The sequence below is a fragment of the Clostridium sp. UMB9555A genome (assembly GCF_030222355.1).
GTDB lineage: Bacteria > Bacillota > Clostridia > Clostridiales > Clostridiaceae > Sarcina > Sarcina perfringens.
This window is the reverse complement of the sequence record NZ_JASORQ010000001.1, coordinates 358,976-384,633: the sequence shown is the minus strand read 5'-3', so window position 1 is coordinate 384,633 and position 25,658 is coordinate 358,976. Positions and strand designations below refer to the sequence as shown.

Genomic DNA, 25,658 nt, shown 5'->3' with positions numbered 1-25,658 from the left:
TTAGTTTTAATTTTCATATATTTCAACTGAATCAGTTCCATCAATCTCTTTGATTTGAACCTTTATTATTTCATCCTTTGATGTAGGGATATTCTTTCCAACATAGTCAGCTCTTATTGGTAATTCCTTGTGTCCTCTATCTACTAAAACAGCTAACTGTATAAATTCCGGTCTTCCTTGATCCATTATTGCATCAATAGCTGCCCTAACTGTTCTACAAGTATATAAAACGTCATCAACTATAATAACCTTTTTTCCTCTTATATCCACATCTATTTTAGGATCATTTAAATTTGGTGTATCACTAACATTAGTTAAATCATCTCTGTATAATGTTATGTCAACACTAGCAACAGGAATTTTAACTCCTTCAAACTTTTCTATAAACTCTGAAAGTCTCTCTGCTAAAGGATATCCTCTTCTTTTAATTCCAACAAGAACTATATCCTCTACCCCTTTGTTCTTTTCTATTATCTCATGTGAAAGTCTTGTAAGTGCTCTTCTTATAGCATTTTCATCTAATAAACTTGCCTTAAGATGCATATTCTAACACCCTCCTAATTTTTCTACAATTTTTTCAAAGTACTCTGGCAATTCTGAGTCAAATTCAACATATTTTCCAGTAGTAGGATGAATAAATCCTAATGTTTTAGCATGAAGAACTTGCCCCTCTTGACTTAATTTCTTTTGTTTCTTTAAGCCATAAACAGTATCTCCAAGTAATGGATGCCCTATAAAGGCCATATGAACTCTTATCTGATGTGTTCTTCCTGTTTCTAAAGTACATTTAACAAGGGAACATGAATTAAATACCTTAAGAACTTCATAATGAGTAACTGCTCTCTTTCCATCTTTAACCACAGCATACTTTAATCTATCTCTATGGTGTCTTCCTAAAGGTGCATCAATTGTGCCACCTTCTTTTTTAAATCTTCCCTCAACAATAGCATAGTATTCTCTTTTTATACTATGATCTTTAAATTGTTCTGCTAGTTTTTGATGAGCATTATCATTTTTTGCAACAACTAATATTCCAGAAGTATCTTTATCTATTCTGTGTACTATTCCAGGTCTTATAACCCCGTTTATTCCTGATAAATCATCACAATGATGTAATAATGCATTAACTAAAGTTCCAGTATAATTTCCTGGTGCAGGGTGAACTACCATGCCCTTTGGTTTATTAACTACTATCACATCTTCATCTTCATAAACTATATTTAATGGGATATCCTCAGCTTCAACTTTTAATTCCTCTGGTTCTGGTATTTCTACCTCAACGCAATCTCCAACTGAAAGCTTATATTTTCCCTTTTCTGCTTTTCCATTAATTAAAATTTTTCCATCATCAAAAAGCCCTTGAATAAAGTTTCTTGAAACTCCATCTATTTTAAGAGCTAAAAACTTATCTGCTCTTATTCCTTTTTCTTCTTCAGTTATTTTTATTACTTCTTTACTTAAACTCATAGTTTATTTGCTCCATTCTAAAGTAAATATTTAAAGCTATATCTTAAATATTATATAATAAAATATTAAATTTCAACAATTAATTAAACAAAAAGAAAAATCTCACCTTAATCAAAGTGAGATTTTTTAATAGCTCTTTACTCTTCAGCAAAGAAGCTTTTAATTTCATTTACATCATCAAAATGTGTTTCCACTTCATAGATGTCTTTAAGCTCAGTTTTTTCTTCTTTCTCTTCTTCAAAATCAATCTGTATTCCTTGTGGTTCTTCTGTTTCAGTTTGATCCTCTGGCTTAGTTATGTTAAAATTCTTAATAAAATCTTTCTCTAAATCATCAAAAGTATCTATTTGGAAGTTCATAAAGCTTCTAAACTTAGCTCTAAACTTTGTAAACTCTTGTTTAACTCTGTCATACTCATCATTGATTTGTATAACATCATTGTGAGCCTTATCTAATATTCTTTGAGCTGTGTCATTAGCGCTCTTGATTATTACATCGGCTTCCTTTTGAGCATTAGCTTTTGCTTGCTCAGCTGTATTTTGAGCTAATAATAAAGTATTTTGAATTGTATTCTCAATTTTACTATAGTGCTCTATCTTATCGTTAGAATTTTCAAGTTTCTCTTTTAAAGCAGTGTTTTCTTTAAAAAGAATCTCATATTCTTCGACTATTTGGTCTAAGAATTCATCTACTTCCTCTGGACAATAACCTCTTAAAACCCTTTTGAACTCCTTGTTGTTAATATCCATTGGGGTTAATTTCATATAATCACACTCCTATGTATACTTAAATACTGTCAATTTTAATCTACCACTCTTCGTTGTCCCAAAAATATTACTTATTTTAAACTTTCCAATACCTCTTATGGTAAGTCTTGAATCTTCTGAAACTTCTTTGCTTTTATCTTTTGTTATTCTATAGTCTAGAAGAACACTTCCTGAATTTATAGCATCTAAAGCTTTACTTCTTGATATGTTCCCCAAGGCTGCAACTATACAATCTAACCTTTTAGAAGTTACTATTATATTTTTTTCTTCATAGCTAGGTTTAGGTATTTCATCTAAATCATAAATTACTTCACATTTACAATTAAGATTTCTTATTTTATTTAAATTATTAATTAAAAAGTCAATTATACTATGATGAACAGCAACATAGCATCCATCATCTCTTAAAATTAAATCACCTATTTTATTTCTATTTATGCCTAAAGCCATAATAGATCCTAAATAGTCCTTGTGCTCTAATTTTGAAAATTTAGTATTGCATTGAATCCTTAAAAGACTTATTGGAAACAAATCATATTCTTCCTTATTAAAGGCTATTACTCTTCTTTCTCCATCCTCAAAAAATCCAAAACTTTCAACATTTACATCAAATAAATTCATTTCTTGAAGAGTGCTCCATACATCTGGAGTATAAAACTCATCAGTAAATACTGAAATATTTTTTGTCCTAGCTAAATTAAATCTCTCAAAGAGTTTTAATGCTTCAAACTCTTCTAAATTTAATAAATTTATAAAATCTTTTTTATTCATATTATTTTGAAGCCCAGTTGAACATTCCTTTGTTGCTTAATTCACTCTTTAATTCATTACTTACTTCAACATTTGAAGGTGATACTATAAATACTCCTTTTTCAACTTCTTGAAGTTCTCCACATAATGCATAGCAAGCTCCACCAACGAAGTCTATTAATCTTTGAGCTGTTCTAAGCTCTAATGAAGTTGTGTTTATAACAACAATCTTTCTATTTTTTAATGCAGTACAGATTTCAGTTGCATCATCATAAACTAATGGTTTAGTTATCATTAATTTAGCTGTATTAGCTGTATGAATATTTACAACCTTACCACTTTTCTTAGAAGATAATACTGGAGCAAATGATTCTTCTTCCTCCATTACCTCTTCTTCTTCCATTACTTCATCTTCATCTTCGAATTCATCAAACCCTAAAAAACTTTTCATTTTACTAACTACTTTTGACATACACATATCCTCCTAATTCTATTTATATAATCTTTTGCCAAAAATTCCTTGGCCAATTCTAACCATATTGCTTCCTTCTTCAATGGCAACTTCATAGTCACCTGACATTCCCATTGAAAGTATCTCCATTTTTATATTCTTAAACTTTTTATCTTTTAATTCACAAAAAAGCTTATGAGTTTTACTGAAATACTTTCTACATTCTTCTTCTGTTCCCTTTGGAATTATAGTCATAATACCTAAAACATTAACATTGTTACAAGCTTCTATAGCTTCTATAAGTTCATCTAACTCTTCTTCCAAGATACCATACTTTTGTTCTTCTCTTCCTATGTTAACTTGAATTAAAGTATTGGCAATTTTATTATGTTTACCATATACCTTTTCTATTTCTTTTAATAATTTAATACTATCTAATGATTGTATAAGATGAACTTTATCAACTATATACTTCACCTTATTAGTTTGAAGATGTCCTATTAAATGCCATTCTACATCTTGGTGAAACTCATCAAATTTTCTTATTATTTCTTGAACCTTATTTTCACCAAATTTTCTAATACCAAATTCATAGGCCTCTTCCATTTCTTCAATAGTTCTTGTTTTAGATACAGCAATAAGTTGAACGTTACTTGGAATTTTTTCTGTAAATTTTGTTAAATTTTCTTTTATATCCACTTTTACTGTCTCCTTTAATTATATATTACATTATATTCTTCTTTATAGGAATAGAAAATCCTTCTTTTTTGTACAAATTTTTTACAAAACATAGTTCTTTTACTTTGTATTAGGTTCCATATACTTAGAATTCATATCACTTATATATTCTGGCATAGTAATGTCGTCACTCTTAGTTATTTGAACCTTTATTCCTCTATTCATAAGAGTTTTAATATAACTTCCGTCTCTCATAATTTGATTCTCCATTTTTTCAGGATCACCTATAGCATTAACATAAAATGGAGCTGGTATTTTAACTCCATTCATTCGTAAAAACTGTCCTCCACAATATATCTCTGTATTATATATTATTCTTTGGTTATTTATAGATATTGCCTCTGCTCCTGCAGCTTTAAGTTCATTTATAACTTTTATCATATCATCATCATGAATAGTTCTTAAAAGTCTCATGAAATCATCAACTACTTCTCCACTAAAAGCTTCTCCACCATCCTCTAAAACTATTTTTAAACCTGGTCCTTTAGCCTCTTCTAATCCAGAAAGCATTAAATTATTATTTAACTCTTCTATCATATCCCTTGAAATTTTATTGTTATCATCATCATTCTTTGAATAATTATTTATCTTCTTTTGTAATTCCCTATTATTTTCCTTTAACTTTGATATTTCATTATAAAGATTGTTACGTTTATTATATGCCTCTTGATACTCTTTAGCATTTAACACCTTTGTAGTTTCTATTCCATCAAAACTTATATTCATAGATATTAAAAGTCCAACTATAACGGAAGCTGTAAATATAAAAATAGTAAATTCTCTATTTTTCAAAGCATCACCTCTTTATCGTTCTTTGCTTTTCTCTAATAATATCCTTCTTATAGCTGCAAAGTTATTAAATATTCTGCTACCAAATACTATTACAGCTGCAAAGTATAGTGGTATACCAAGTTTATCACCTAGATATGCTAATAAAGCTGCTAAAGCTGCATTTCCAAAGAATCCTGATATAAAAACATCAGCTTGAAATTCCTTCTTTAAACTAGCCTTTATAGCTCCAAAAACAGAGTCTAAGCATGCAACTATGGCTATAGATAAATATGGGGAAAACTTATCTGGTATACTTCCTGGAAATATAACTCCTATTATTATACCTACTAAAAGCCCAATAAATACTATCATTCAATCACCTTCCTAATCAACCTTTTTTAAATATTCAGAAGATAGGTTTTGAGTAGTCTTAGGTATTGTAATTGAATCTTTTTTCTCATATTTATAATCATAATTACCTCCTAATACTCCATAGTCCATTTCCCCTGGGAAATCAATTCCTTTTATTAAGTTATCTTGATTACCAATAACTTTTATTGTCAACTTCTCCTTTGGAGAAATTCTTTCATTATTTCCTATCCATATAAAGTTACTAGCATTCTTTATTCCTGTCTGAGGAGTTATTCTAATATCATTAACTGCAATAGCTTCTGCCCCTGAGAAAGCTAATAAGTTTAATATATGAATTATCTCCTTTTCACTTATATATTCAGGATCCTTTGAAGTAAGCAATGGAGATTTAGGTGTTATGGATAAAATTATTCCTGGACCCTTAACCTCTTCAGTTCCCAAAATCATTCTTGTTTTATCTAATTGCTCTTTTATTTTATTATTTACATCCCCTTTAGATGCTGCTGCATCCTCCATTTCTTTAAGCCTCTTATTTAAAGAATCATTATTCTTTTGAAGCTCTTCTTTCTCTTTCTTAAGACCGTCTATTTCTGCCATTATGTCATTTTGGTTATAATTTTCTATTATGTTTTTCTCTTTATTATTTATAATTTTAAATTGGTAGGTTAATAAAAACCCTAACAAAGCACAAACTATACCTATAATAATTTGTGAAGACAACTTCTTCAAAAAGCACTCCTCCTTACTTTTCTTTATATATTACAGGATTCCCATTAAAGCTTATGTTTATATATCCCTTTTCAAAATTTCCTGCTGGATCATTTAATATATTAACCATCTTAGTTAACTTATCACTTAATTCATCTGAATTTCCTAAAAGTATTTGAACCTCACCCTTATTTATAACAATATTATTAAGGTTAGATATATCTACAGAGTTTACCTTTATTTTGCTTTTGTTTAAAGCCTCTCCAATCTCTTTTAAAACTTCAACTTTATCCTTATCTGTACTCATAGGTTCCCCTAAAAATCTATTTTCTACAGTTAACCCAGTTACTGTAGGCAATTCTAGACCTTCAGCTGAATTTTTCTTTTCCATTATAACTAAATTTTCATTTAAAACATAAAAATCAGCACCGTCATTAACAATAAATGTAGCATTTCTTTCAACTATATTTATACTTAATTGATCTGGAAGCTTTCTTGATATTTTAACACTTTTTACATATGGGTTACTTAATATTTTTTTCTTCAAAGCGGAAGTATTAATCAAGAATATATTTTGATTTAAAATATCATTTTCTCCTATTAAACTCTCCTTAGTTATAACATTATTATTATTAACATTAACCTTTTTTATATTAAAATAAGGTGTTTTAATTAAAATTAGTCCTAATATAACAATAAGTATTATACTAATTAATATAATTTTCTTTCTTGTCTTTTTTCTTTTCTTTTTTTGTATATATTCATTTATGTTCGTATCCATAGTACTCCTTATTTCTTTATTTTGCATTTCAATAACAATAATATCATTTTACTAGATTTTTTTCATTAAGTTTTTAAGAAAATATTACTAATAGTAAAAAAATTACTATTAAAATTCTACATACAATTCAATAAAAAATAAAGGCGTATAAAACGCCTTTAATCAATCTTTTTATTTCTTTGTCTTGATATATTAAGAAGAATTCCCATAGCCATTAAGTTAAACACTAGTGCAGTTCCTCCATAACTTATAAATGGAAGTGGAACTCCTGTAACTGGCATTGAGCCTGTTACAACGGCAATATTAATTATAGCTTGTAATCCTATAATTGAAGTAATTCCTACTGCTAATAAGGTTCCATATTCATCTTTGGCACTCATTGCTATTTTTATTCCTCTATAAACAAATATTACAAATAATAATATTACTACTGTACATCCTATTAATCCTAATTCTTCTCCTATTATTGCAAATATAAAGTCATTATGTGGCTCTGGCATGTATAGCGTTTTTTGTCTTGATTGTCCTATTCCAAGTCCTGTAACTCCTCCTGCTCCTAATGCATAAAAGGATTGTATAAGCTGATATCCATCACCAGCTGGATCTTTCCAAGGATTAATAAAGTTTAAAAGTCTTCTTCTTCTATAATCCTCAAATAAGGTAAAGAATGAACCTGCAAATAAAATTATTGGAGTTATTACTCCAAACATAAATCTTTTTCTTGCTCCTGCAACAAAAACCATTATAAATGTAACAAAGCCAGTTACAGCTGCTATACTAAGGTTTTTCTGAGCAAGTATAAGAGCTGCAAATCCTCCCCCTATTACGAAGCAAGGAACAATACCCTTCCAAAACTCCTTAATCTTCTCACCCTTATTGGTAATCATGTGAGCTAAGATTATAACTACTGCATATTTTGCAAGTTCTGATGGTTGGAAAGAAAGTGGTCCTAACTTTATCCATCTTTGTGCTCCCTTTGTTGCTGGGAATGCATAAACAGCAACTAATAATATAGGAGTTATAATAAGTAGTATTCCTGTTAATTTTTTAAGTTTATGATAATCACATCTTGATATAAATATCATAGCTATGAAACCAATTACTGCAAATAAAGCCTGTTTTTTCAAAAAAGCTGTACTGTCATTATAGTTAACCATAGCAAAATATGAACTGGCACTATAAACCATGACCACCCCAATAGCTAATAAAATAACTATTGTATATAAAAGTCCATAATCCAATGGGTTAATATTACTCTTTTTAGTAGTCTTTTTTTTCTTCATTTAAAAACCTCCTATTTTAGGAATTTTCTAAAGTGAAGCAAAGGCAATGAAGCAAAATACTACTGTTATTATAGAAAATACAGAAACTATCTTTGTCTCACTCCAACCTAGTTGCTCAAAATGGTGATGTATAGGAGCCATTTTAAATATTCTCTTACCTGTAAGCTTGAATGAAGCAACCTGTAATATAACTGAAAGTGTTTCTATTACATAAATAATTCCTATTAACACTAGTATTAAAGGCATTTTTAGTATTAATGCCACCATTGCTACAGCTCCTCCTAAAGCAAGAGAACCTGTATCTCCCATAAATACTCTAGCTGGGAATGCATTAAATCTTAAGAAGGCAAGTAATGCACCTGCTAAAGCAACACAGAATATTGCTAAACTTATGTGTCCTAAATTATAACTAATTATCCCTAAAAATGTAGTTACTAAAACAGTAACTGATGTAGCTAATCCATCTAATCCATCTGTTAAGTTTACCGCATTTGTTACCCCTGCAAAGTAGAACATTGCAGCTGGTATATAGAATAATCCTAAGTTAATTTGCCCATTTAAGAATGGTATATTAATGCTAGTTCCTATATATTTATAAGCATACCAAGTTAAAAATCCTGATACGATTAATAATAAAATCATTTTTTGTCCTGATGTTAATCCTTCATTTTTCTTCTTGATTATCTTTAGTAAGTCATCTAAGAATCCTACAAAACCAAATCCTACGAAGGAATATAAAGCTATCATAGCCTCATCTGTTGGATTTCTAACCATAATAAACATTGTTATAATAGTTGCAAAAATAAATATTAATCCACCTATAGTTGGAGTTCCTGCTTTTTTCAAGTGACTCTTTGGTCCCTCTTGTCTTATGTTTTGTCCAAATTTAAGTTTATGTAGTAGTGGAATTATAATAGGTCCTAATATTGATGCTACTATAAAACTTATTACTATTGCCATTACTATCTTTGGATCTATCATTGACTTTAAAATTTCCATAAAATTCTGCTACTTAAACTATTAAGCAGCTTCACCTCCTTAGTTCCATTTACTTTTCTAATAATGCTTTAGTTATTTCTTCAAATTTTAAACTTCTAGATGCCTTAACTAATATAATATCTCCCTCACATATAATGTTAAGTAAATCCTTTATTAGTTCTTCTTTATTTTCATATACAGTGCATCCTTCTCCATATCCTTCTTTAATATTTTCTGAGAAGTCACCAAAACAAAGTACTTTTTCTATTCCATTTTCCTTTGCATATTTACCTATTTCTTCATGAGCTTCCTCTGATTTATGTCCTAGTTCTCTCATTGTCCCTAAAACTGCTATTCTTCTCTTTCCTTCTATGTTTTTCATAACATCTATAGCTGATTTAACAGCTACTGGACTTGAATTATAGCAATCATTTAAAATTGAAAACCCATCTTTTTTTATAAGCTCTAATCTCATTGAAGTAGCTTCAATATTTTTTAATCCCCTTTTCATTTCTTCAAAGGAAACAGCTAATTCTTTTGCTATAGCAATTCCTAGCATAAGATTGCTTATATTATGTTCTCCTGGCATATCTAAAGAAAACTCTTCTTCTTTTTCTCCATCATAAACTGTAAATTTAGATGAAAGTTCTTCTAAAGCTATATTTTTAGCTCCTATTTCAAAATTTTCTCCAACTCCAGTTTTAACTATTTTATATTCAGCACTAGGTAAATCTCCTAAAAAGTCATCATTTCCACAAACAATAAGAGTATTATTTTTATCAAAGAAAGTTGCTATTTCCATCTTAGCTTTTAATATGTTTTCTCTAGTTTTTAATATTTCTATGTGAGAAATACCTATATTAGTTATAATACCTAAATCAGGTGATGCTATTTCTGCAAGCTCTCTAATTTGTCCAAGACCTCTCATTCCCATTTCTAAAATAGCCACATCATATGTGCTATCTAATTCTAATATCATTAGAGGTAATCCTATTTCGTTATTAAAGTTTCCCTTTGTTTTAAAAACTTTATATTTATCACTTAAAACAGCAGCCACTAAATCCTTAGTAGATGTCTTTCCTGCTGAACCAGTAATACCAACAACCTTTAATCCTAATTTTTCTCTATAAAACTTAGCTAAATCCATTAAGGCTCTTCCAGTATTTTGAACCTTAATTAAAGCCACATCCTCTTTTAACTCATTTAAGTCACATTTAACTTCATCAACTATAGCAATTTTAGCACCTTTATTAAATGCATCTAAAACATAGTTATTTCCATTAAAATTTTCACCTTTTAAGGCAATGAACATAGTTCCTTCTTCTATTTTTCTTGTATCTGTTGATACAGCCTTTATTTCTTTCACATCAGCTTCTTTTAATAAAGCTCCCTTAGTAGCTTTTACAATCTCTTGTAAATTTAACTCTAGCATTCTTTAACACCTCTACTTGCCTTCTAAAATATCATATACAACTTCTCTTTCATCAAAGTGTATTGTTTCATCTTTTAGTATTTGATATGTTTCATGTCCTTTACCAGCTATAACAATAACATCTCCCTCTAAAGCCATATTCATTGCTTTTCTTATAGCTTCTTTTCTATTAACTTCAATGACAAAATTATCATAATTAAGTGGTTTTACTATATCATTAATTATATCCATAGGCTCTTCACTTCTTGGATTATCTGAAGTAATTATTACAATATCTGATAATTCACATCCTATTTTACCCATTTGAGGACGCTTAACCTTATCTCTATCTCCTCCACAACCAAATACAGAAATCATTCTATTTTTAGTAAAGGCTTTTACTGTAGTTAAAACATTTTCTAATCCATCTGGTGTGTGTGCATAATCTATTATTATGCTATAAGGTAAATTTTTCTCCTTTGCTACTAACTCACATCTTCCTGGTATAACCACATCACTTAATCCCTCTTTAATTTTATCCATTGGAATATTTAAGTTATGTGCACATATTATACAACCTAATGAGTTATATATATTATATTCTCCAGGAATATTTATATAAAACTCTTCTACCTTCTCTAAATTCACCTTAAATTCTGAACCATTTGAGTGACTTTTAATCTCAAAAGCCTTAAAGTCTGACTCTTTTTCAATTGAAAAAGTAGAAACCTTAGTCTTTACTCCTCTTTCTTCTATATCCTTAACTATATTAGCTCCATATGGATCATCTAAGTTTATGATACTATGATTGCTTCTTTCAAAAAGCTTAAATTTAGCATTATAATAGTTTTCAAAGGTTTTATGAAAATCTAAATGATCTCTAGTTAAATTAGTGAAAATTCCCTCTTCAAATTGAATTCCATATACTCTATCTAACTCTAGAGAGTGTGAAGAAACTTCCATAACGCAATATTCTACTCCAGCATCAACCATATTTTTAAATAGCTCATGAAGCTCGTAAGATTCTGGTGTAGTTCTTACTGCATCTACTTTTTTATTTCCTATATAGTTTGCTATGGTTCCTATTAAACCTGTCATAAATCCTGCCTTTTCTAAGATAGATTTAATAATAAAAGCAGAAGTGGTTTTACCATTAGTTCCTGTTATTCCTATTATTTTAAGTTTATCCTTTGGATTTCCAAAATAATTTGAAGACATTATTGCTAAGGCTTTTCTAGTGTCTCTAACCTTTATTATTGTTATGTCTTCTTGAACACTTACATCTTCTTGAACTATTAATACATTAGCTCCTTTTTTAATAGCATCACCAATAAAGGAATGTCCATCTACTTTAAAGCCTTTTACACAAACAAAGGCATCCCCTTGTTCTATTTTTCTGTTATCATATCTTATATTTTGTACTTTTGACTCTTCATTACCTTTTATAACTTCATAATCTAAGCCCTTTAATAAACTTTTAAGAATCATTTTTCTCACTCCTTAAATACTATGCAATAAACAAGCGTTAAATTCACAAAATACTAGCATGTGAAATTACTCACATGCTAGTTTTTAACTATCATTATTTCTTATCTAATTTAAATTCTATTGATGTACCACTTTTAACTACATCACCTTGAGCTATACTTTGTTCCTTAATAACTCCCTCTCCTGCAAAAGTACCCTTTAAGCCAATTTTGCTTAAAATTTCCTTTGCTTTTTCCATGGAAAGTCCATTAAAATCTGGTACTACAACATCTTTATTATAATTTGAAGTAGTTTTAGTGTAAAGTTTAATTTCATCTCCCTCTTTGATTGTATATCCTGGCTTAGGATTCATATCAACTACAGAATTCCCACCATCTTCTACAGAATATTTTATGTTATCCTTATCTAAAATAGCTTTAGCCTTATCTAAACTCATACCTCTAACTTCTGGCAGAATCTCTTCTTTTGATTTATTTTTATCTATCTTTGAACTATCTAATTCCATATAGTTAAATATATCACTAAATAAATCATGAGCTAATGGTGCCGCTACTAATCCTCCAAAGTATTCCCCCTTTGGATTATCTACAGATATTAAAACTGAAACTTGTGGATCATTATATGGAGCAAATCCAGCAAAAGAAGCTACATACCCTGCACCATATCCTCCACTAGCCTTAACCTTTTCAGCTGTACCAGTTTTACCTGCAATTCCATATCCCTCTATATAAGCTCTCTTAGGAGATCCAAAATGAACAGTTTTTTCTAAAGCTTCTGAAACTCTCCTAGCTGTTTTTTGATCTATTATATTATCAATTTTTTTAGGTACAAAAGTTTTATCAACTACTCTTGCTCCACTTGTATCTTCATGGCTTATTTCCTTCATTATATGAGGTTGTATCCATGTTCCTCCATTAGCAATTGTATTCATAGCTGCCATCATTTGAACTGAACTAGCACTATCTGTTTGACCAAATGATATGGTTGCAAGTTCTACTGGACCTATTTTATCATTTGGCAATACTATACCAGTTGTTTCTCCAGGTAAATCTATTCCTGTCTGCTTGCCAAATCCAAACTTTTCTATATATTCATTTAATTTTTCTTTTCCAAGTTTTTGACCTATGTCCATAAACCCAACGTTACAAGAGTTCTCTAATATTTGGTCAAAAGTTTCAGTTCCATGTCCTTCTGGCTTCCAACATTTTATATAAGTTCCAGATACATTTTTTCCACCTGGACAAAAATAAGTTTCATTACCACCTGCTATCCCTTCTTGTACAGCAGCTGAAGATGTTACCATTTTAAATATAGATCCTGGCTCAAATGAATTTGATACAGCATCATTTTTCCACATATTTTCCATCTTTTCAGTTTTATCTTTACCCGGAAAATTTTCATAACCTTTATAAGGTTCATTAGGGTTATAATCTGGTTTATTAGCCATAGCTAATATTTCTCCATTTTTAGGATTCATAACTATTATACTAACCCCATCTGCCTTATATTCTTTTTTTCCTTCTTCTGCAACTTTTTCTGCAAAATACTGTATAGTTTCATCAACGGTTAATGTAACATCTTTACCATCAACAGGCTTTGCAAATTCAGAATTTGAATAAGGTATGCCACTACTATTTCTTGCAACTTCTGATATTCTCATTCCTGGTAATCCTGATAATTCCACATTATATTCACGCTCTATACCACCTTGACCTATACCATCTGCATCAACTCTTCCTAATACTTGCGCTAAGAAATTATTATCTGGGTAATATCTCTTTGTATCCTGTGAAACTATTACTCCTCTTATCTTTAAATTCTTAGCACTATCAGCTTTATCTTTTTCTATCTTTCTGATTAAAGTAACAGAAGTAGCTGGCAATCCTGATGGTAAAGTGCTATTTATCTTATCATATACCTCTTCTTTAGGCATATCTAAAGCAGTACCTAGCTCCCCTGCAATTTTATTAAGCTTTTCTTTTTTTGTATCATCTGTATCATCTTTAGTAAATGTATCTTCTCTTAGAGTTTTAAGATCTAAATCCACTCTATAAACATTAGCACTAACAGCTAATTGAGCTCCATTTCTATCTAAGATTTCTCCTCTTTTAGCACCTATCTTTATTTCATTTTTCCATTGTTCTTCTGCCATGGAACCATATTCTTTATGCTTAAAAATCATTACGTATGATAATCTTAAGGTTAATACTCCTAGTAATCCCCATACTACTATCATGGTCCAATATGTTCTTCCAAATCTAAGCGATTTTGTTATTTTATAATCTTTAAATCCTTTGTTTTTCTTCTTTTTCACCCTTAGCCCTCCGTAGTAAGTTAAATAAAATGAGTTCTATCTTTAAAATTCACTTTATGAAAATTTAAGGTTCTACTAAATTTATCATATTATCTAATTAAAATTAAATTTATAAAATTGTAGCCCTTATAAAAAATTATGGATGTACCCTTAAAATAATAATAAAAGTACATCCTAATTTATTCCCCTATTGCTTACCTTCAGTAGCTTGGCTTTCGCCTAACTTAATCATATTTTCCTTAGTTGGTAATATCATTTTTAATTTATTTTTAGCAGTGTCCTCTATTTTGTCTAAAGAACTTGCCTTTAATATTTGAACCTTCAAAGCTTCATTTTCTGTTATAACAGAATTTATTTCTTTATTTAATGAATCCAATTGTTGCTGAGTTTTATAAACTTTTACATCTCTACTTATTGTTATCCCACCAACAACTAATATTAGAAGTACTATTTGATATACACTTTTTTTTATTTTTTTATCTTTTTGCTTTTTTCTTCTTTGTTGTTCGATTTTTTTCTTTTTCTTGTCATAGGTTTCTTTACTTGGTATAGTTTGTTCTTTTCTCTGTGGTTTAAGCGCTGAACTACCATTATAATCAAACTCTTTTACAATCATCTACAATCCCTCTCCAATTATTTTTATTCCCCTTACTTAAAAATCTAATAAAGCTATCTAAATATATCATCTTATAATTTTTCTATTATTCTTAACTTAGCACTTCTACTTCTTGGATTAAATTCTAGCTCTTCCTTGCTAGCCTCAATAGGTTTTCTGCTTATAAGCTTAACTTCTGGCTTTCTATTGCAAACACATACAGGAAACTCACTTGGACATGTGCATGGATTAGCTAATTCTTTAAATGTATTTTTAACAATTCTATCTTCTAATGAGTGGAATGTTATTATTGCCATTCTTCCACCTTTATTAAGTTTCTTAACTCCATCTAAAATAGTCTTACTTATAATTTCAAGTTCCTTGTTAACTTCTATTCTTATAGCTTGGAATGTTCTTTTAGCTGGATGTGGTCCTTCTCTTCTAGCCTTTGCTGGAATTGCGGCTTTAATTATCTCAACTAATTCCAAAGTAGTTTCTATATTTTTCTCTTCTCTATTTTTAACTATGAAACTCGCTATTCTTTTAGCAAATTTTTCTTCTCCATATTCTTTGATTATTCTATATAATTCCTCTTCTGAATATGTATTAACTATTTCATATGCTGAGAATTCATTTTCTCTATTCATTCTCATATCTAAAGGAGCATCTTGCATATAACTAAATCCTCTTTCTCCATTATCTAATTGATAAGAAGAAACTCCTAAGTCCATAAGGATACCATCTACTCCATCTATGCCTAAATCTGTTAATACATCATATATAGCATAGAAATTACTATGAACATATGTAACATTTTTATAGTCTTTCAATCTTTCTCCAGCAGCTTTCAAAGCATCTTTGTCTTGATCGAATCCTATTAATCTACCATCACTTGATAGTCTTTTTACTATTTCACTTGAATGACCTGCACCACCTAATGTGCAGTCTACATATATACCATCTTCTTTTATATTTAAAGCATTTATGCACTCATCTAGCAAAACCGAAACGTGTTTAAATTCCATATAAATACTCCTTAAATTTTTAATTACTTATCATCATTTGATTTTCTCAATCATATTATATACTGTATAATATAGCTTAATAGCTTTAATTTATCATGCTTAATTTTATTAATAAACATTTTTAAACGTATTTATTATAAACATTATGTAAATTATTATGCCTCTTACTAATTTACACTACAATACAATGCTATTGCAACCATTTTCCCATTATATATTATATTTTATTATACATTATTCTATAAAAAATTAAAAATTCCTTTCAATATTCATTATTTATAAGTTTATATAATTAAAATATCCTTAGAAAAAAATTTGACATTATACTTATTTTGATGTAAAATTTTAAAATATTATGGGAGTAGATAGGGGCTGGTGTCTCTACAGGTCTTCAAAACCTAGTTATGGTGCTAATACCATCATGGGTGGGTTCGATTCCCACATATTCCCGCCATAAAGAAAAAGAGCTATCTGAAGAAAACTTCAAATAGCTCTTTTTTTGTCTAAAAATACTGTTTAAATTTGATGATAAATTTTTTCTTTTATATTATACGTTGAATCTGAAGTTAACTATGTCTCCATCTTTCATTACGTATTCTTTACCTTCTAATCTGTAAACACCTTTTTCTTTAGCAGCTGCTTCTGAACCACATTCTACTAAATCATCATAAGAAACAACCTCTGCTCTTATGAATCCTCTTTCTATATCAGAGTGAATTTTACCTGCTGCTTGTGGAGCTTTAGTTCCTTGTTTTATTGTCCAAGCTCTAACTTCTTGTACCCCTGCAGTTAAGTAACTCATTAATCCTAATAATTTGTAACTTGCTTGTATAAGTTTATCAAGACCTGATTCTTCTAATCCATACTCAGATAACATTTCAGCTTTTTCTTCTTCATCTAATCCTGATAATTCCTCTTCAAGTTTAGCGCAAACAACCATGATTCCTGAATTCTCAGTTTCAGCATATGCTCTAACCTTTTGAACATACTCATTATCTAAGTTTCCTTCCATCATATCATCTTCTGATATGTTACAAGCATATAAAACTGGTTTTGAAGTTATTAAGAATAAGCTTTTTACGAAAGCTTCTTCATCTTCAGTAGCTTCTAAAGTTCTAGCTGGTTTATTTGCTTCTAAGTGAGCTTTTAATCTTTCCATTACATCATACTCAAACTTAGCAGTTTTATCACCTGATCTTACTAACTTCATAGTCTTTTCCATTCTTCTTTCAAGAACATCTAAGTCTGCAAAGATAAGCTCTAAGTTTATAGTTTCTATATCTCTTATTGGATCTACAGAACCTTCTACGTGAACAACATTCTCATCGTCAAAGCATCTTACAACATGAACGATAGCTGCAACTTCTCTTATGTGTGATAAGAATTTATTTCCTAATCCTTCACCTTTACTAGCACCTTTAACTAATCCTGCTATATCATAAAACTCTATTGCAGTATATACTTTTTTCTTTGTATTATATATTTTTTCTAAAACATCTAATCTCTTATCTGGTACACTTACAACACCTACGTTTGGTTCTATTGTACAGAAAGGATAGTTTGCTGATTCAGCTCCTGCTTTTGTAATAGCATTGAATAATGTACTTTTACCAACGTTTGGTAATCCAACCATTCCTAATTTCATCTATGTACACGTCCCTTTCTTATATTTAATTTCATACTTAATGATTATACTCTAGCTTAATATATATTTCAACAACTGTATTATGTTTCCTAATTATCCACTTAAAAATACAAATTAATCCTAATATATAACACATACTAAATTTGAGGTGATATTTTATGATTAAGAAAGTTTTTTCATTATTATTTTCAATAATGATGATTCTATCTATTACTTTAAACACAAAAGTAAGTGCAAAAGAATTTAATAGCCCTTGTACAAAAGAATTTAACTGGTATTATTCTTTTAATAAAGAGGAAGGTGTTCCTCATGGGCCAAAAGAAACTCCTTATATAAGCAATCATAAAGTTGTATATTGTGGAGACACATCAAAGAAAGAAATTTTTCTTACTTTTGATGAAGGATATGAAAATGGTAATACAGCAAAAATACTTGATATATTAAAAGAAAATCAAGTTCCTGCTGCCTTCTTTGTAACAAGACCATATATAAAAGACTATCCAGACCTTATAAAAAGAATGGATGAAGAAGGCCATCTTGTATGTAATCACACTTCTCATCATCCATCTATGGCTAAAATACTTGATAAAGAAAAATTTACAAAGGAATTTACTGAAGTTGAAGAGGAATACTCTAAAGTTACTGGAAAAGAAATGCCTAAATTCTTTAGACCTCCAATGGGTAAATACAGTGAACAATCCTTAGCTTACACTGAAGAACTTGGTTATACCTCTGTTTTTTGGAGTTTTGCTTATAAAGATTGGTTAGTTGATGAGCAACCTTCTAAAGAAGCTGCTAAGAAAAAAATATTAGATAAAGTTCATAATGGCGAAGTAGCTCTGCTTCATGCCGTATCAGATACTAATACTGCCATTTTAGATGAAATTTTAAAAGAGTTAAAATCTAATGGTTATGAATTTAAATCCTTAAATGATTTAACTCCTAAAAAAGAATAATACTAAATCAATTAAGGGGACCATATCAAAATAACTTTCATAAAACTTACAAATTGTATGAAGAGAACCTCTAAATTTAGCTTAATCTATTAATTCTCAAAATATGTTTATAAGTTTTTTATTACATTTTGATATAGACCCCTTATTATTTATCTAATAATTTTTTATTCTATTTTTACTTAATTTTGAAGAAAACCACTTTCTTTTAAAATCTCTTCTTTTAATTTATTGCTTTCATTTCTTATATGTAAAATTTCTTCTTTTACACTCTTAACTAAGTTTTTATCTTTTAAAAACTCTAAGTTTATTTCTACATTAACTATGGAACTATCTATACAAGCACTAAGCATTATAGCACTTACTACAGCATCTGAAATTAAATTTTTATTTCCATACTTAGCAGCAAATTTTACATTATCAAAAAACTTTAAGGCTTTTCTGCTTAATTCTAGAGGAACCATCATTGCCCCTAAAGTACATTCATCTATTTTTTCACTTCTTAAGCTTTTCTCTTCACAAGTTTCCTTAGGTAACTTATAGCAATCCATTAATGCAGTAAAAGCTTCCTCATCTTTGTTCATGAAATCTAACATTTCATTATAAGATTTTTTTGCATTTTCAAGATTTTCATCTAATTTCTTTTTATTTTCTTCACTTAATGCTTCGTAAGCTTTTTTACCAACAGTTAAGCTATAAACCATTGATGTTAATGCAACTCCTACTGCTCCAACAATCCCTGCTGCTGCCCCACCACCAGGTGCTGATGAACTTGAACCTAAATCTTCTATAAAGTCTTTAATCTTTTCGTTTTTCATTGTCTACCCCTCCGTCATGTCTTATTGCCTATTTTAATTTTAGTATATTATTTAGCTTCTTACCTATACTACTCCATTCATATTCTTCATTTGCCTTAAATTTCTTACCTAAATCTATTAAATCCCTACATTTATTTAAGTCATCTATTATAGCCTCATAATTATTTTCACTAACTATACACTTTTCTTTATTAGCTACAACATTCTTAATAGGATCATTTTCATCTCCTAATATAACCATAATAAGATTCTTTGTTCCTAAATAATCATATATTTTAGCAGGTATTTGCTTAGAATTTTTGTTTCCTAAAACAAGAAGAACATCTCCATGTATCATGTATCTTAAAGCTTCCTTATAGTCAATTCTTCCATTAACACTAACATTAGAAAACTTTTTTAATTCTTCTTTAATATTTTCATCGTCTATATTTCCAAAAAATATTATGTTTAATCTATTAAATAGCTCCTGATTTCTTTTCTCTAATTCCTTTAAAGCTTTTATAAAAGGTCTTAAATCCCTAATTTTACTGAAAATTTCTCCAGCATAAATTAAGTTTATCTTATTATCCTTTAAAAGTTCTGGCTTTTCTGCCCTTTCAATTTCTTCATATATGGCTTTATTGTATCCCCTAGTTACGATAAACATTTTATCTTCTTTTACGTTATATTTTTCCATAAAATCTTTTTTATTCTCTTCAGTTACAAATATATGTCTATCCCCATTTAATACTACTGATTTTTCTTGTCTACCTTCTATGAATTTTCTTATAAAGCCAATATCATCTCTTGATGGATCTTTAAGCCAAGGATCGCTCCAATATAAAACCCAAGGAATCTCCTTAAAGTGCTTTTTTATTCTTAAAGCACAAAGGTGACTAGATGGTGGCTCATGCATAGAAAATATAACATCAAACTTTTCTTTATTCATAAGTTCTATGCCATAATTTGAGGCTTTAAAACTCCAATTATAATACATATCAGGGAAAATTATTTTATTTTTAATCTTCCTCATAAGTTTAATTTTACCACTAGATTTTGTGTTAGAAGACTTATCTTCTTCCTTTACCTCTATAGATTTTTTGGGCATAATCTTATTAAATAATTTTCCACCTTCAATAGCATGAACCTTTACTTTACTATCTAAAAGCTTTAATATTTCCTCATCATAGTATATAGAGTTTTTAGGAAAGTCTACAGTTAAAAGATGTACATCATTATTCTCTATATTACATAAATTATTTAAGTACATAAGAGTTTCAATTGATGCTGAATTATTTATCATAGGAGAATAACAAGCTATAAATAAAATTTTCATTATCTTTTACCTCTTTCCTTAAGTGATAACAATAAGAACTTTGGTATGCTACCTAATCTCTTTATTCTCCAAGGCTCTTTAGCCACTCTATAAAGCCATTCCATACCTATATTAATCATGAATTGTGGTGCTCTATTTACATTTCCAGCAAACACATCAAAACTTCCACCAACACCCATAAAGATCTTGCAACAAAGTTTATCCTTATATTTCTCTATAAAGACTTCTTGTCTAGGCGCTCCCATGGCAACAAAAAGTATATCAGCCTTGCTTTCATTAATTTTTTCTATTAAATCATCACAATTATCTAAATCAAAAAAACCATTATTACTTCCAACTATATTAATTCCATCATAGTTTTCTTTTATTTTTTCCTTGCATTTAATTAGTGTCTCTTCCTTAGCTCCTAATAAAAACACTTTTAAATTCTTATCTCTAGCTTCTTCTAAAAGCATATTCATAACTTCAATGCCAGCTATTTTTTCTCTAATATCTATTCCATTAATCTTAGCTGCAAGCAAAGTTCCTACTCCATCTGGAATTATTAAAGCATCCTCTTTAGTAAAGCTATTTCTTAAAAATTCATTCTTTATACCATTATATAAAACCTCTGGATTTCCAGATATTATGTTAACTCTTTTTTTATTTTCAATCTCTTTTAAAAGATCCCCTTTATTATCTGAAAATATTTTATATCCTAATAACTCCTTATACATATTCCGCTCCTAAGGCTATTTAATATTATTATTTTTCATAAATGTTTCTATTTCTTTTACTATTTCATCATCCTTGTTTATAGCCTTTGCTATATCTAAGTGCTGCTTTGCCTCTTCTATTTTTCCTGCATTTAAATAACAAACTATTAAGTTAGTACAAACCTCTATATCTCTTGTACTTTCAAAGGCTTTTCTTAAATATTTAACAGCTTCATCATATATTCCTAAAGATGCATAATTTATTCCCATTTCATTTACTGCTTCAACTATACTATCATCAATTGATAAACATTCATTTAAGTAATAAACGGCCTTTTCAAAATTTCCAAGTCTTCTATAAGCTGTTGCAATATAATATCTTAAAATAGCATTATCTTGGAATTTATCTGCTAAAGGAAGAAGTCTTTTTAAGGCATCCTCTGGTTCTTCTATTAAATCTTCTTTTCCTTCTTCATAATCAGCTGAGTCTTTTATCTCATTATATAAAACCTCAACTATTTCATTTCTTTCTCCACCCTTAGCTAAATATTCATTTATATCAACATAAGCTTTATCATATTGTCCCATATCATTGTAAGCTATTGCTGAATAAAGATATGGAAGAGCTAAATCACTTCTATTTGCTTTACATTTATCACAAATTTCTAGTTGAGTTTCATTATAAGCTTTGTTTCTTTCTCTTAAAGATTCACATATTAAAAGAAGATTTTCATAAACCTCAGTTTCATCTGATATTTCAGTTAATCCCTTTAAAAGCATAAATGCTTCAACCATATTTTCTTCTTTAACCTTATCAGCTACTATCTTTTTAACACATGGAATAGCATCCTCTATTAGTGGAATTAATTTTTTATACTCCTTATTAAATTTAAAATCCTTGTCTCCACCTAAAGCAAAAAACATTCCTTCAACTAAATAGTTTATTGGTAAAGATTCTAATTTATATCCACTTTTCACATCCTGTGATAAATGTTTTGGATCTATTGGAATATAAACTTCATTTATATTAACTTCTTTTGGATCTTTTCCTAAACTTTTAACAAATCCATCTCCATCTATTTCTAAAAATAAAAGTTGTGATAATTTTTCTTTTGCAAATGTATTAAAACTCATATATCTATCTCCTTAACTACTTTTACTAACTATTTTAATTCTATCTAAAAATAAAATTTATAAACCTAAATTTTATTATATATCATAAATTTCGAACTTTATTTTATCACAAAATAAAAATTAGTTCATCTTAGTATTTAGTTATAACTTATAACACTTATTTTAGTTATATATTATAACACTTTAATTAACTCTTTTGTGCATTAAGCTCTAAAAATATAAAAAGAGCTATATTTATAACTTATAAATTTTATATAAGTTATATTAACATAGCTCTTTGTTTAACTTAAACTATTTTAATTTAGCATTAATTACTTCCATTATTGCATTTTTAAAGTTTTCAGTTTTTTCTTTTGAATCTTCTAAGCTTGAACCTTTTACTGATAAGTAAATTTTCATCTTAGGCTCTGTACCTGATGGTCTTACAACAAACCAAGAATCATCTTCTAAAACATATTTTAAGACATTTGATTTTGGAAGTTTGATTTCTTTTTCTTCTCCAGTTAAGTTATTTACTTCTTTGCTTAACTTATAATCGAAAGATGTAATAACTTTAACTCCCTTCATTTCTTTTAGGGCATCATTTCTTAAGCCATCTATGCACTTAGCTATTTGTTCTTGTCCTTCTTTTCCAGCAAGTTCTATTGATACTAAGCTTTCTTTGAAGTAACCATATTTATTATAAAGCTCTATTAAACCATCATAAAGAGTTTTTCCTTGTTCTTTATAATATAAAGTCATTTCAGCTATTAACATTGAAGCTACAACAGCATCCTTATCTCTAGCAAAAGTTCCAGCTAAGTAACCATAGCTTTCTTCAAAACCAAATAAATATTCATTTGAACCTGATTCTTCAAATTCCCTTATCTTTTCACCTATATATTTAAATCCTGTTAATGTATCTATTAAAGTTACCCCATATTCCTCAGTCATTTTTCTTACTGACTCTGTAGTAACTATAGTTTTTATAACTGCACCATTTTCAGGTAATTTATTCATTTCCTTTAATGAACTTAATATATAGTTAGTTAGTAACATTCCTGTTTGGTTACCACTTAATACTTGGTACTCTCCATTATTGTCTTTAACAACAACACCTATTCTATCACAGTCTGGATCTGTTCCAAATATTATATCAGGTTGAATTTCTTTAGCCATGTCTAAAGCTAATTTAAATACCTTTGGATCTTCTGGATTTGGATATGGAGCTGTTGGGAAATTTCCATCTGGCATTTCTTGTTCTTTAACAACAAATACATTCTCATATCCTAACTCTTTTAATATTCTTCTTACAGGAACATTTCCTGAACCATGAATTGGAGTATAAATTATTTTTAAATCTTTAGCATATTTCTTAACTAAATCTTCTCTTATAGTTAAAGTTTTTAAATCATCTATATACTTTTTATCTATTTCTTCACCAATATAAACTAAAAGACCTTCTTCTAAAGCCTTTTCTTCACTCATTGTCTTTATGTTTGCATAATCTGTAACTTTGTTAACATATCCAATAACAGCTTTTGCAGGAGCATCTGTTAATTGACATCCATCATCTCCATAAACTTTATATCCATTGTATTGTTTTGGATTATGTGATGCTGTTATAACAATACCACCCTTACAATTTAATTCTCTTACTGCAAAGGATAACATTGGAGTAGGTCTTAAAGATTCAAAAAGATTAACCTTTATTCCATTTGCACAAAGAGTTAAAGCAGCCGCTTTTGCAAACTCCTTAGACATATTTCTTGAGTCATAAGCTATTGCAACAGATTTTTCCCCCGCATAATTATCATTTAAATAATCTGCAAATCCTTGAGTAGCTTTTCCTACAGTATAGATATTCATTCTATTAGTCCCAGCACCAATAACACCTCTTAATCCACCAGTACCAAAATCTAATTCCTTATAAAATCTATCTTCTATTTCCTTATCTTCTTTTACGTCTCTTAATTCCGCCTTTATTTCCTCAGAAATAATATCAGAATTTAGCCATTCTTCATATTTTTCTCTATACACTGCACTATCTCCCCTTTAAATCTCTATAAGGATTTTATATTTTATTTTCACAGATATTATACTACAATATTTTGAAATTTGAAAACAAAAAAAAGTAAAAATGGAACTGTAAACAAAATAATCCCATTTTTACTCTAATTTATATTAAGCTTATATTAACTTTCCTTTTTAGCTCTATTTTCAGCTACTTCTTGATCAACTACCTCTTGAGTTATTATCTTTTGATCATAACTTACAGAAGCTACTATAGAATTTAAATCATCAACTACTGTTATTTCATTTCCAAATTCTACATCTGCAATCTTAAATTGCTCTCCTGGCTTAGCTCTTCCCACATTTAAATTTACTCCCTTTGGAATATTAGATGGAGAGCACTTTACCTTTATGCTATCTATATTCTTTTGTAACACTGCATCTAATTTATTTATGTATTCTTCTCCAACATAATTTATAGGAACAGCTGTTTCTATTTCTTCATTACCTTCAACCTTTTCTAAATCTATATGTAATACCCTTCTAGTTACAGGATCTCTTTGAACTTCTTTTATAAGAGTATTTAAAGAACCCTCTTGTGAATTTATGTTTAAAAGTCCATGTTCACCAGTTACAGAAAGAGCATGATTAAGTTCTAATTCTCCTATTTCAAATAAGAAATTATTAATTCCTTTTCCGTATATAACTCCAGGAACTAATCCCTTTCTTCTGCACTGTCTACTTGAATGTCTAGTCTTTTTTTCTCTTTGATTTACTTGTAAATTTTCCATCATCATCCCTCCTTTTAAGTATTATCTCCAAAATTCATTTTATTATTCATAAACTTTAATGTCTTATATAAATAAAGGGTACTTTCTCAAAATAATTATTTATAAAACTTATAAACAATATGAAGAGAATATCTAGATAAGCTTTAGAATTTAAATTATTATGGAGAAGATATTACGTTTAAAAGCTGAGACTTAATTTTTTTAGGAATACAATCTCACAAAGTTCAATTGCATAAGTTCAAGATTCCAAATTAAAAATTTGGGCTTCCACTTAAGTTTCGAAGCTTTAGTAATATCTTCGGAGTAATGATTATTCAAATGACTCCAATGTAACTAAAGTTCCATTGGATAAGTTCAAGATTCCAAATTAAAATTTGGACTTTCACTTAAAATCTAGTAATTCTCGGAATATGTTT

The 25,658-nt window shown here is 28.9% G+C and carries 25 protein-coding genes and 1 tRNA gene; 2 read left to right on the top strand and 24 right to left on the bottom strand.

Annotation, left to right across the window (positions count from 1 at the left end; genetic code table 11):
• Nucleotides 1-6: 6 nt before the first annotated feature.
• The 17 genes from pyrR to rsmH form a co-directional block, all read right to left on the bottom strand.
• Complete coding sequence (gene pyrR / locus QP548_RS01715; RefSeq protein ID WP_061428867.1) at nucleotides 7-543, bottom strand: bifunctional pyr operon transcriptional regulator/uracil phosphoribosyltransferase PyrR; 537 nt, start codon at nucleotides 541-543, stop codon at nucleotides 7-9.
• A 3-nt stretch (nucleotides 544-546) separates the two neighbouring features.
• Nucleotides 547-1,467 carry an RluA family pseudouridine synthase gene (locus QP548_RS01710; protein WP_061428868.1) on the bottom strand — a complete coding sequence of 307 codons (921 nt, stop codon included), beginning with the start codon at nucleotides 1,465-1,467 and terminating at the stop codon, nucleotides 547-549.
• Between the two features lie 137 nt (nucleotides 1,468-1,604).
• On the bottom strand, nucleotides 1,605-2,231 hold the full coding sequence (locus QP548_RS01705; RefSeq protein ID WP_003451394.1) for a DivIVA domain-containing protein: 627 nt from the start codon (nucleotides 2,229-2,231) through the stop codon (nucleotides 1,605-1,607).
• Between the two features lie 12 nt (nucleotides 2,232-2,243).
• Nucleotides 2,244-3,005 (bottom strand): RNA-binding protein, encoded by a 762-nt coding sequence (locus QP548_RS01700; RefSeq protein ID WP_061428869.1) that lies wholly within the window; start codon nucleotides 3,003-3,005, stop codon nucleotides 2,244-2,246.
• A gap of 1 nt (nucleotide 3,006) precedes the next feature.
• The gene (locus QP548_RS01695) at nucleotides 3,007-3,456 is read right to left on the bottom strand and encodes a cell division protein SepF (protein ID WP_061428870.1); all 450 of its coding nucleotides are present in this window, start codon (nucleotides 3,454-3,456) and stop codon (nucleotides 3,007-3,009) included.
• Between the two features lie 18 nt (nucleotides 3,457-3,474).
• Nucleotides 3,475-4,134 (bottom strand): YggS family pyridoxal phosphate-dependent enzyme, encoded by a 660-nt coding sequence (locus QP548_RS01690; protein WP_061428871.1) that lies wholly within the window; start codon nucleotides 4,132-4,134, stop codon nucleotides 3,475-3,477.
• A gap of 99 nt (nucleotides 4,135-4,233) precedes the next feature.
• Complete coding sequence (locus QP548_RS01685; protein WP_061428872.1) at nucleotides 4,234-4,965, bottom strand: DUF881 domain-containing protein; 732 nt, start codon at nucleotides 4,963-4,965, stop codon at nucleotides 4,234-4,236.
• Between the two features lie 12 nt (nucleotides 4,966-4,977).
• Nucleotides 4,978-5,316 (bottom strand): small basic family protein, encoded by a 339-nt coding sequence (locus QP548_RS01680; protein ID WP_060670842.1) that lies wholly within the window; start codon nucleotides 5,314-5,316, stop codon nucleotides 4,978-4,980.
• 12 nt (nucleotides 5,317-5,328) lie between these two features.
• A complete protein-coding gene (locus tag QP548_RS01675) occupies nucleotides 5,329-6,045 on the bottom strand; it encodes a DUF881 domain-containing protein (protein ID WP_003451626.1) in 717 nt (238 codons plus the stop codon).
• A gap of 13 nt (nucleotides 6,046-6,058) precedes the next feature.
• Nucleotides 6,059-6,805 carry a cell division protein FtsQ/DivIB gene (locus QP548_RS01670; RefSeq protein ID WP_061428873.1) on the bottom strand — a complete coding sequence of 249 codons (747 nt, stop codon included), beginning with the start codon at nucleotides 6,803-6,805 and terminating at the stop codon, nucleotides 6,059-6,061.
• Between the two features lie 158 nt (nucleotides 6,806-6,963).
• Nucleotides 6,964-8,088 (bottom strand): stage V sporulation protein E, encoded by a 1,125-nt coding sequence (gene spoVE, locus QP548_RS01665; RefSeq protein WP_061428874.1) that lies wholly within the window; start codon nucleotides 8,086-8,088, stop codon nucleotides 6,964-6,966.
• Between the two features lie 27 nt (nucleotides 8,089-8,115).
• On the bottom strand, nucleotides 8,116-9,087 hold the full coding sequence (gene mraY, locus QP548_RS01660) for a phospho-N-acetylmuramoyl-pentapeptide-transferase (protein ID WP_061428875.1): 972 nt from the start codon (nucleotides 9,085-9,087) through the stop codon (nucleotides 8,116-8,118).
• 49 nt (nucleotides 9,088-9,136) lie between these two features.
• Nucleotides 9,137-10,498, bottom strand: a complete 1,362-nt coding sequence (locus QP548_RS01655) for a UDP-N-acetylmuramoyl-tripeptide--D-alanyl-D-alanine ligase (protein ID WP_061428876.1) — start codon at nucleotides 10,496-10,498, stop codon at nucleotides 9,137-9,139.
• A gap of 12 nt (nucleotides 10,499-10,510) precedes the next feature.
• Nucleotides 10,511-11,965, bottom strand: a complete 1,455-nt coding sequence (locus QP548_RS01650) for a UDP-N-acetylmuramoyl-L-alanyl-D-glutamate--2,6-diaminopimelate ligase (RefSeq protein WP_061428877.1) — start codon at nucleotides 11,963-11,965, stop codon at nucleotides 10,511-10,513.
• Between the two features lie 94 nt (nucleotides 11,966-12,059).
• Entirely contained in the window at nucleotides 12,060-14,279 is a 2,220-nt protein-coding gene (locus QP548_RS01645; protein ID WP_081378726.1) for a stage V sporulation protein D, read from the bottom strand.
• Between the two features lie 187 nt (nucleotides 14,280-14,466).
• Nucleotides 14,467-14,895, bottom strand: coding sequence for a septum formation initiator family protein (locus tag QP548_RS01640; RefSeq protein WP_061428878.1), 429 nt, complete (start codon nucleotides 14,893-14,895; stop codon nucleotides 14,467-14,469).
• 71 nt (nucleotides 14,896-14,966) lie between these two features.
• Nucleotides 14,967-15,899 (bottom strand): 16S rRNA (cytosine(1402)-N(4))-methyltransferase RsmH, encoded by a 933-nt coding sequence (rsmH, locus tag QP548_RS01635; RefSeq protein ID WP_003451137.1) that lies wholly within the window; start codon nucleotides 15,897-15,899, stop codon nucleotides 14,967-14,969.
• Between the two features lie 357 nt (nucleotides 15,900-16,256).
• Here rsmH and QP548_RS01630 point away from each other — a divergent pair.
• A tRNA-Sec gene (locus tag QP548_RS01630) sits at nucleotides 16,257-16,353 on the top strand.
• 93 nt (nucleotides 16,354-16,446) lie between these two features.
• Here QP548_RS01630 and ychF read toward each other — a convergent pair.
• On the bottom strand, nucleotides 16,447-17,544 hold the full coding sequence (gene ychF, locus QP548_RS01625; protein WP_003451384.1) for a redox-regulated ATPase YchF: 1,098 nt from the start codon (nucleotides 17,542-17,544) through the stop codon (nucleotides 16,447-16,449).
• A 158-nt stretch (nucleotides 17,545-17,702) separates the two neighbouring features.
• Here ychF and pdaA point away from each other — a divergent pair, with 158 nt between their 5' ends.
• Nucleotides 17,703-18,500: a delta-lactam-biosynthetic de-N-acetylase gene (gene pdaA, locus QP548_RS01620; RefSeq protein WP_003451769.1), complete on the top strand. Its 798-nt coding sequence runs from the start codon at nucleotides 17,703-17,705 to the stop codon at nucleotides 18,498-18,500.
• Nucleotides 18,501-18,679: 179 nt separating this feature from the next.
• Here pdaA and QP548_RS01615 read toward each other — a convergent pair whose 3' ends face one another.
• From QP548_RS01615 to QP548_RS01590, 6 genes are all read right to left on the bottom strand, one after another.
• Nucleotides 18,680-19,315, bottom strand: coding sequence for a cyclodeaminase/cyclohydrolase family protein (locus QP548_RS01615; RefSeq protein WP_049039559.1), 636 nt, complete (start codon nucleotides 19,313-19,315; stop codon nucleotides 18,680-18,682).
• A 28-nt stretch (nucleotides 19,316-19,343) separates the two neighbouring features.
• The gene (locus tag QP548_RS01610; protein ID WP_061428879.1) at nucleotides 19,344-20,630 is read right to left on the bottom strand and encodes a glycosyltransferase; all 1,287 of its coding nucleotides are present in this window, start codon (nucleotides 20,628-20,630) and stop codon (nucleotides 19,344-19,346) included.
• Nucleotides 20,630-21,346, bottom strand: a complete 717-nt coding sequence (locus QP548_RS01605; protein ID WP_061428880.1) for a WecB/TagA/CpsF family glycosyltransferase — start codon at nucleotides 21,344-21,346, stop codon at nucleotides 20,630-20,632. Before QP548_RS01605 ends, QP548_RS01610 begins: the two co-directional genes overlap by 1 nt.
• A gap of 15 nt (nucleotides 21,347-21,361) precedes the next feature.
• Nucleotides 21,362-22,459 carry a tetratricopeptide repeat protein gene (locus QP548_RS01600; RefSeq protein ID WP_003460180.1) on the bottom strand — a complete coding sequence of 366 codons (1,098 nt, stop codon included), beginning with the start codon at nucleotides 22,457-22,459 and terminating at the stop codon, nucleotides 21,362-21,364.
• A 291-nt stretch (nucleotides 22,460-22,750) separates the two neighbouring features.
• Entirely contained in the window at nucleotides 22,751-24,478 is a 1,728-nt protein-coding gene (locus tag QP548_RS01595) for a phospho-sugar mutase (protein WP_061428881.1), read from the bottom strand.
• 155 nt (nucleotides 24,479-24,633) lie between these two features.
• A complete protein-coding gene (locus QP548_RS01590) occupies nucleotides 24,634-25,245 on the bottom strand; it encodes a 50S ribosomal protein L25 (RefSeq protein WP_061428882.1) in 612 nt (203 codons plus the stop codon).
• Nucleotides 25,246-25,658 lie beyond the last annotated feature (413 nt).

Excerpts from the sequence above, each read along its gene's own strand:
- pyrR (WP_061428867.1), bottom strand. The coding sequence starts at position 543 with ATGCATCTTAAGGCAAGTTTATTAGATGAAAATGCTATAAGAAGAGCA.
- QP548_RS01710 (WP_061428868.1), bottom strand. The coding sequence starts at position 1,467 with ATGAGTTTAAGTAAAGAAGTAATAAAAATAACTGAAGAAGAAAAAGGA.
- QP548_RS01705 (WP_003451394.1), bottom strand. The coding sequence starts at position 2,231 with ATGAAATTAACCCCAATGGATATTAACAACAAGGAGTTCAAAAGGGTT.
- QP548_RS01700 (WP_061428869.1), bottom strand. The coding sequence starts at position 3,005 with ATGAATAAAAAAGATTTTATAAATTTATTAAATTTAGAAGAGTTTGAA.
- QP548_RS01695 (WP_061428870.1), bottom strand. The coding sequence starts at position 3,456 with ATGTCAAAAGTAGTTAGTAAAATGAAAAGTTTTTTAGGGTTTGATGAA.
- QP548_RS01680 (WP_060670842.1), bottom strand. The coding sequence starts at position 5,316 with ATGATAGTATTTATTGGGCTTTTAGTAGGTATAATAATAGGAGTTATA.
- QP548_RS01670 (WP_061428873.1), bottom strand. The coding sequence starts at position 6,805 with ATGGATACGAACATAAATGAATATATACAAAAAAAGAAAAGAAAAAAG.
- spoVE (WP_061428874.1), bottom strand. The coding sequence starts at position 8,088 with ATGAAGAAAAAAAAGACTACTAAAAAGAGTAATATTAACCCATTGGAT.
- mraY (WP_061428875.1), bottom strand. The coding sequence starts at position 9,087 with ATGGAAATTTTAAAGTCAATGATAGATCCAAAGATAGTAATGGCAATA.
- QP548_RS01655 (WP_061428876.1), bottom strand. The coding sequence starts at position 10,498 with ATGCTAGAGTTAAATTTACAAGAGATTGTAAAAGCTACTAAGGGAGCT.
- QP548_RS01650 (WP_061428877.1), bottom strand. The coding sequence starts at position 11,965 with ATGATTCTTAAAAGTTTATTAAAGGGCTTAGATTATGAAGTTATAAAA.
- QP548_RS01640 (WP_061428878.1), bottom strand. The coding sequence starts at position 14,895 with ATGATTGTAAAAGAGTTTGATTATAATGGTAGTTCAGCGCTTAAACCA.
- rsmH (WP_003451137.1), bottom strand. The coding sequence starts at position 15,899 with ATGGAATTTAAACACGTTTCGGTTTTGCTAGATGAGTGCATAAATGCT.
- ychF (WP_003451384.1), bottom strand. The coding sequence starts at position 17,544 with ATGAAATTAGGAATGGTTGGATTACCAAACGTTGGTAAAAGTACATTA.
- pdaA (WP_003451769.1), top strand. The coding sequence starts at position 17,703 with ATGATTAAGAAAGTTTTTTCATTATTATTTTCAATAATGATGATTCTA.
- QP548_RS01615 (WP_049039559.1), bottom strand. The coding sequence starts at position 19,315 with ATGAAAAACGAAAAGATTAAAGACTTTATAGAAGATTTAGGTTCAAGT.
- QP548_RS01610 (WP_061428879.1), bottom strand. The coding sequence starts at position 20,630 with ATGAAAATTTTATTTATAGCTTGTTATTCTCCTATGATAAATAATTCA.
- QP548_RS01605 (WP_061428880.1), bottom strand. The coding sequence starts at position 21,346 with ATGTATAAGGAGTTATTAGGATATAAAATATTTTCAGATAATAAAGGG.
- QP548_RS01600 (WP_003460180.1), bottom strand. The coding sequence starts at position 22,459 with ATGAGTTTTAATACATTTGCAAAAGAAAAATTATCACAACTTTTATTT.
- QP548_RS01590 (WP_061428882.1), bottom strand. The coding sequence starts at position 25,245 with ATGATGGAAAATTTACAAGTAAATCAAAGAGAAAAAAAGACTAGACAT.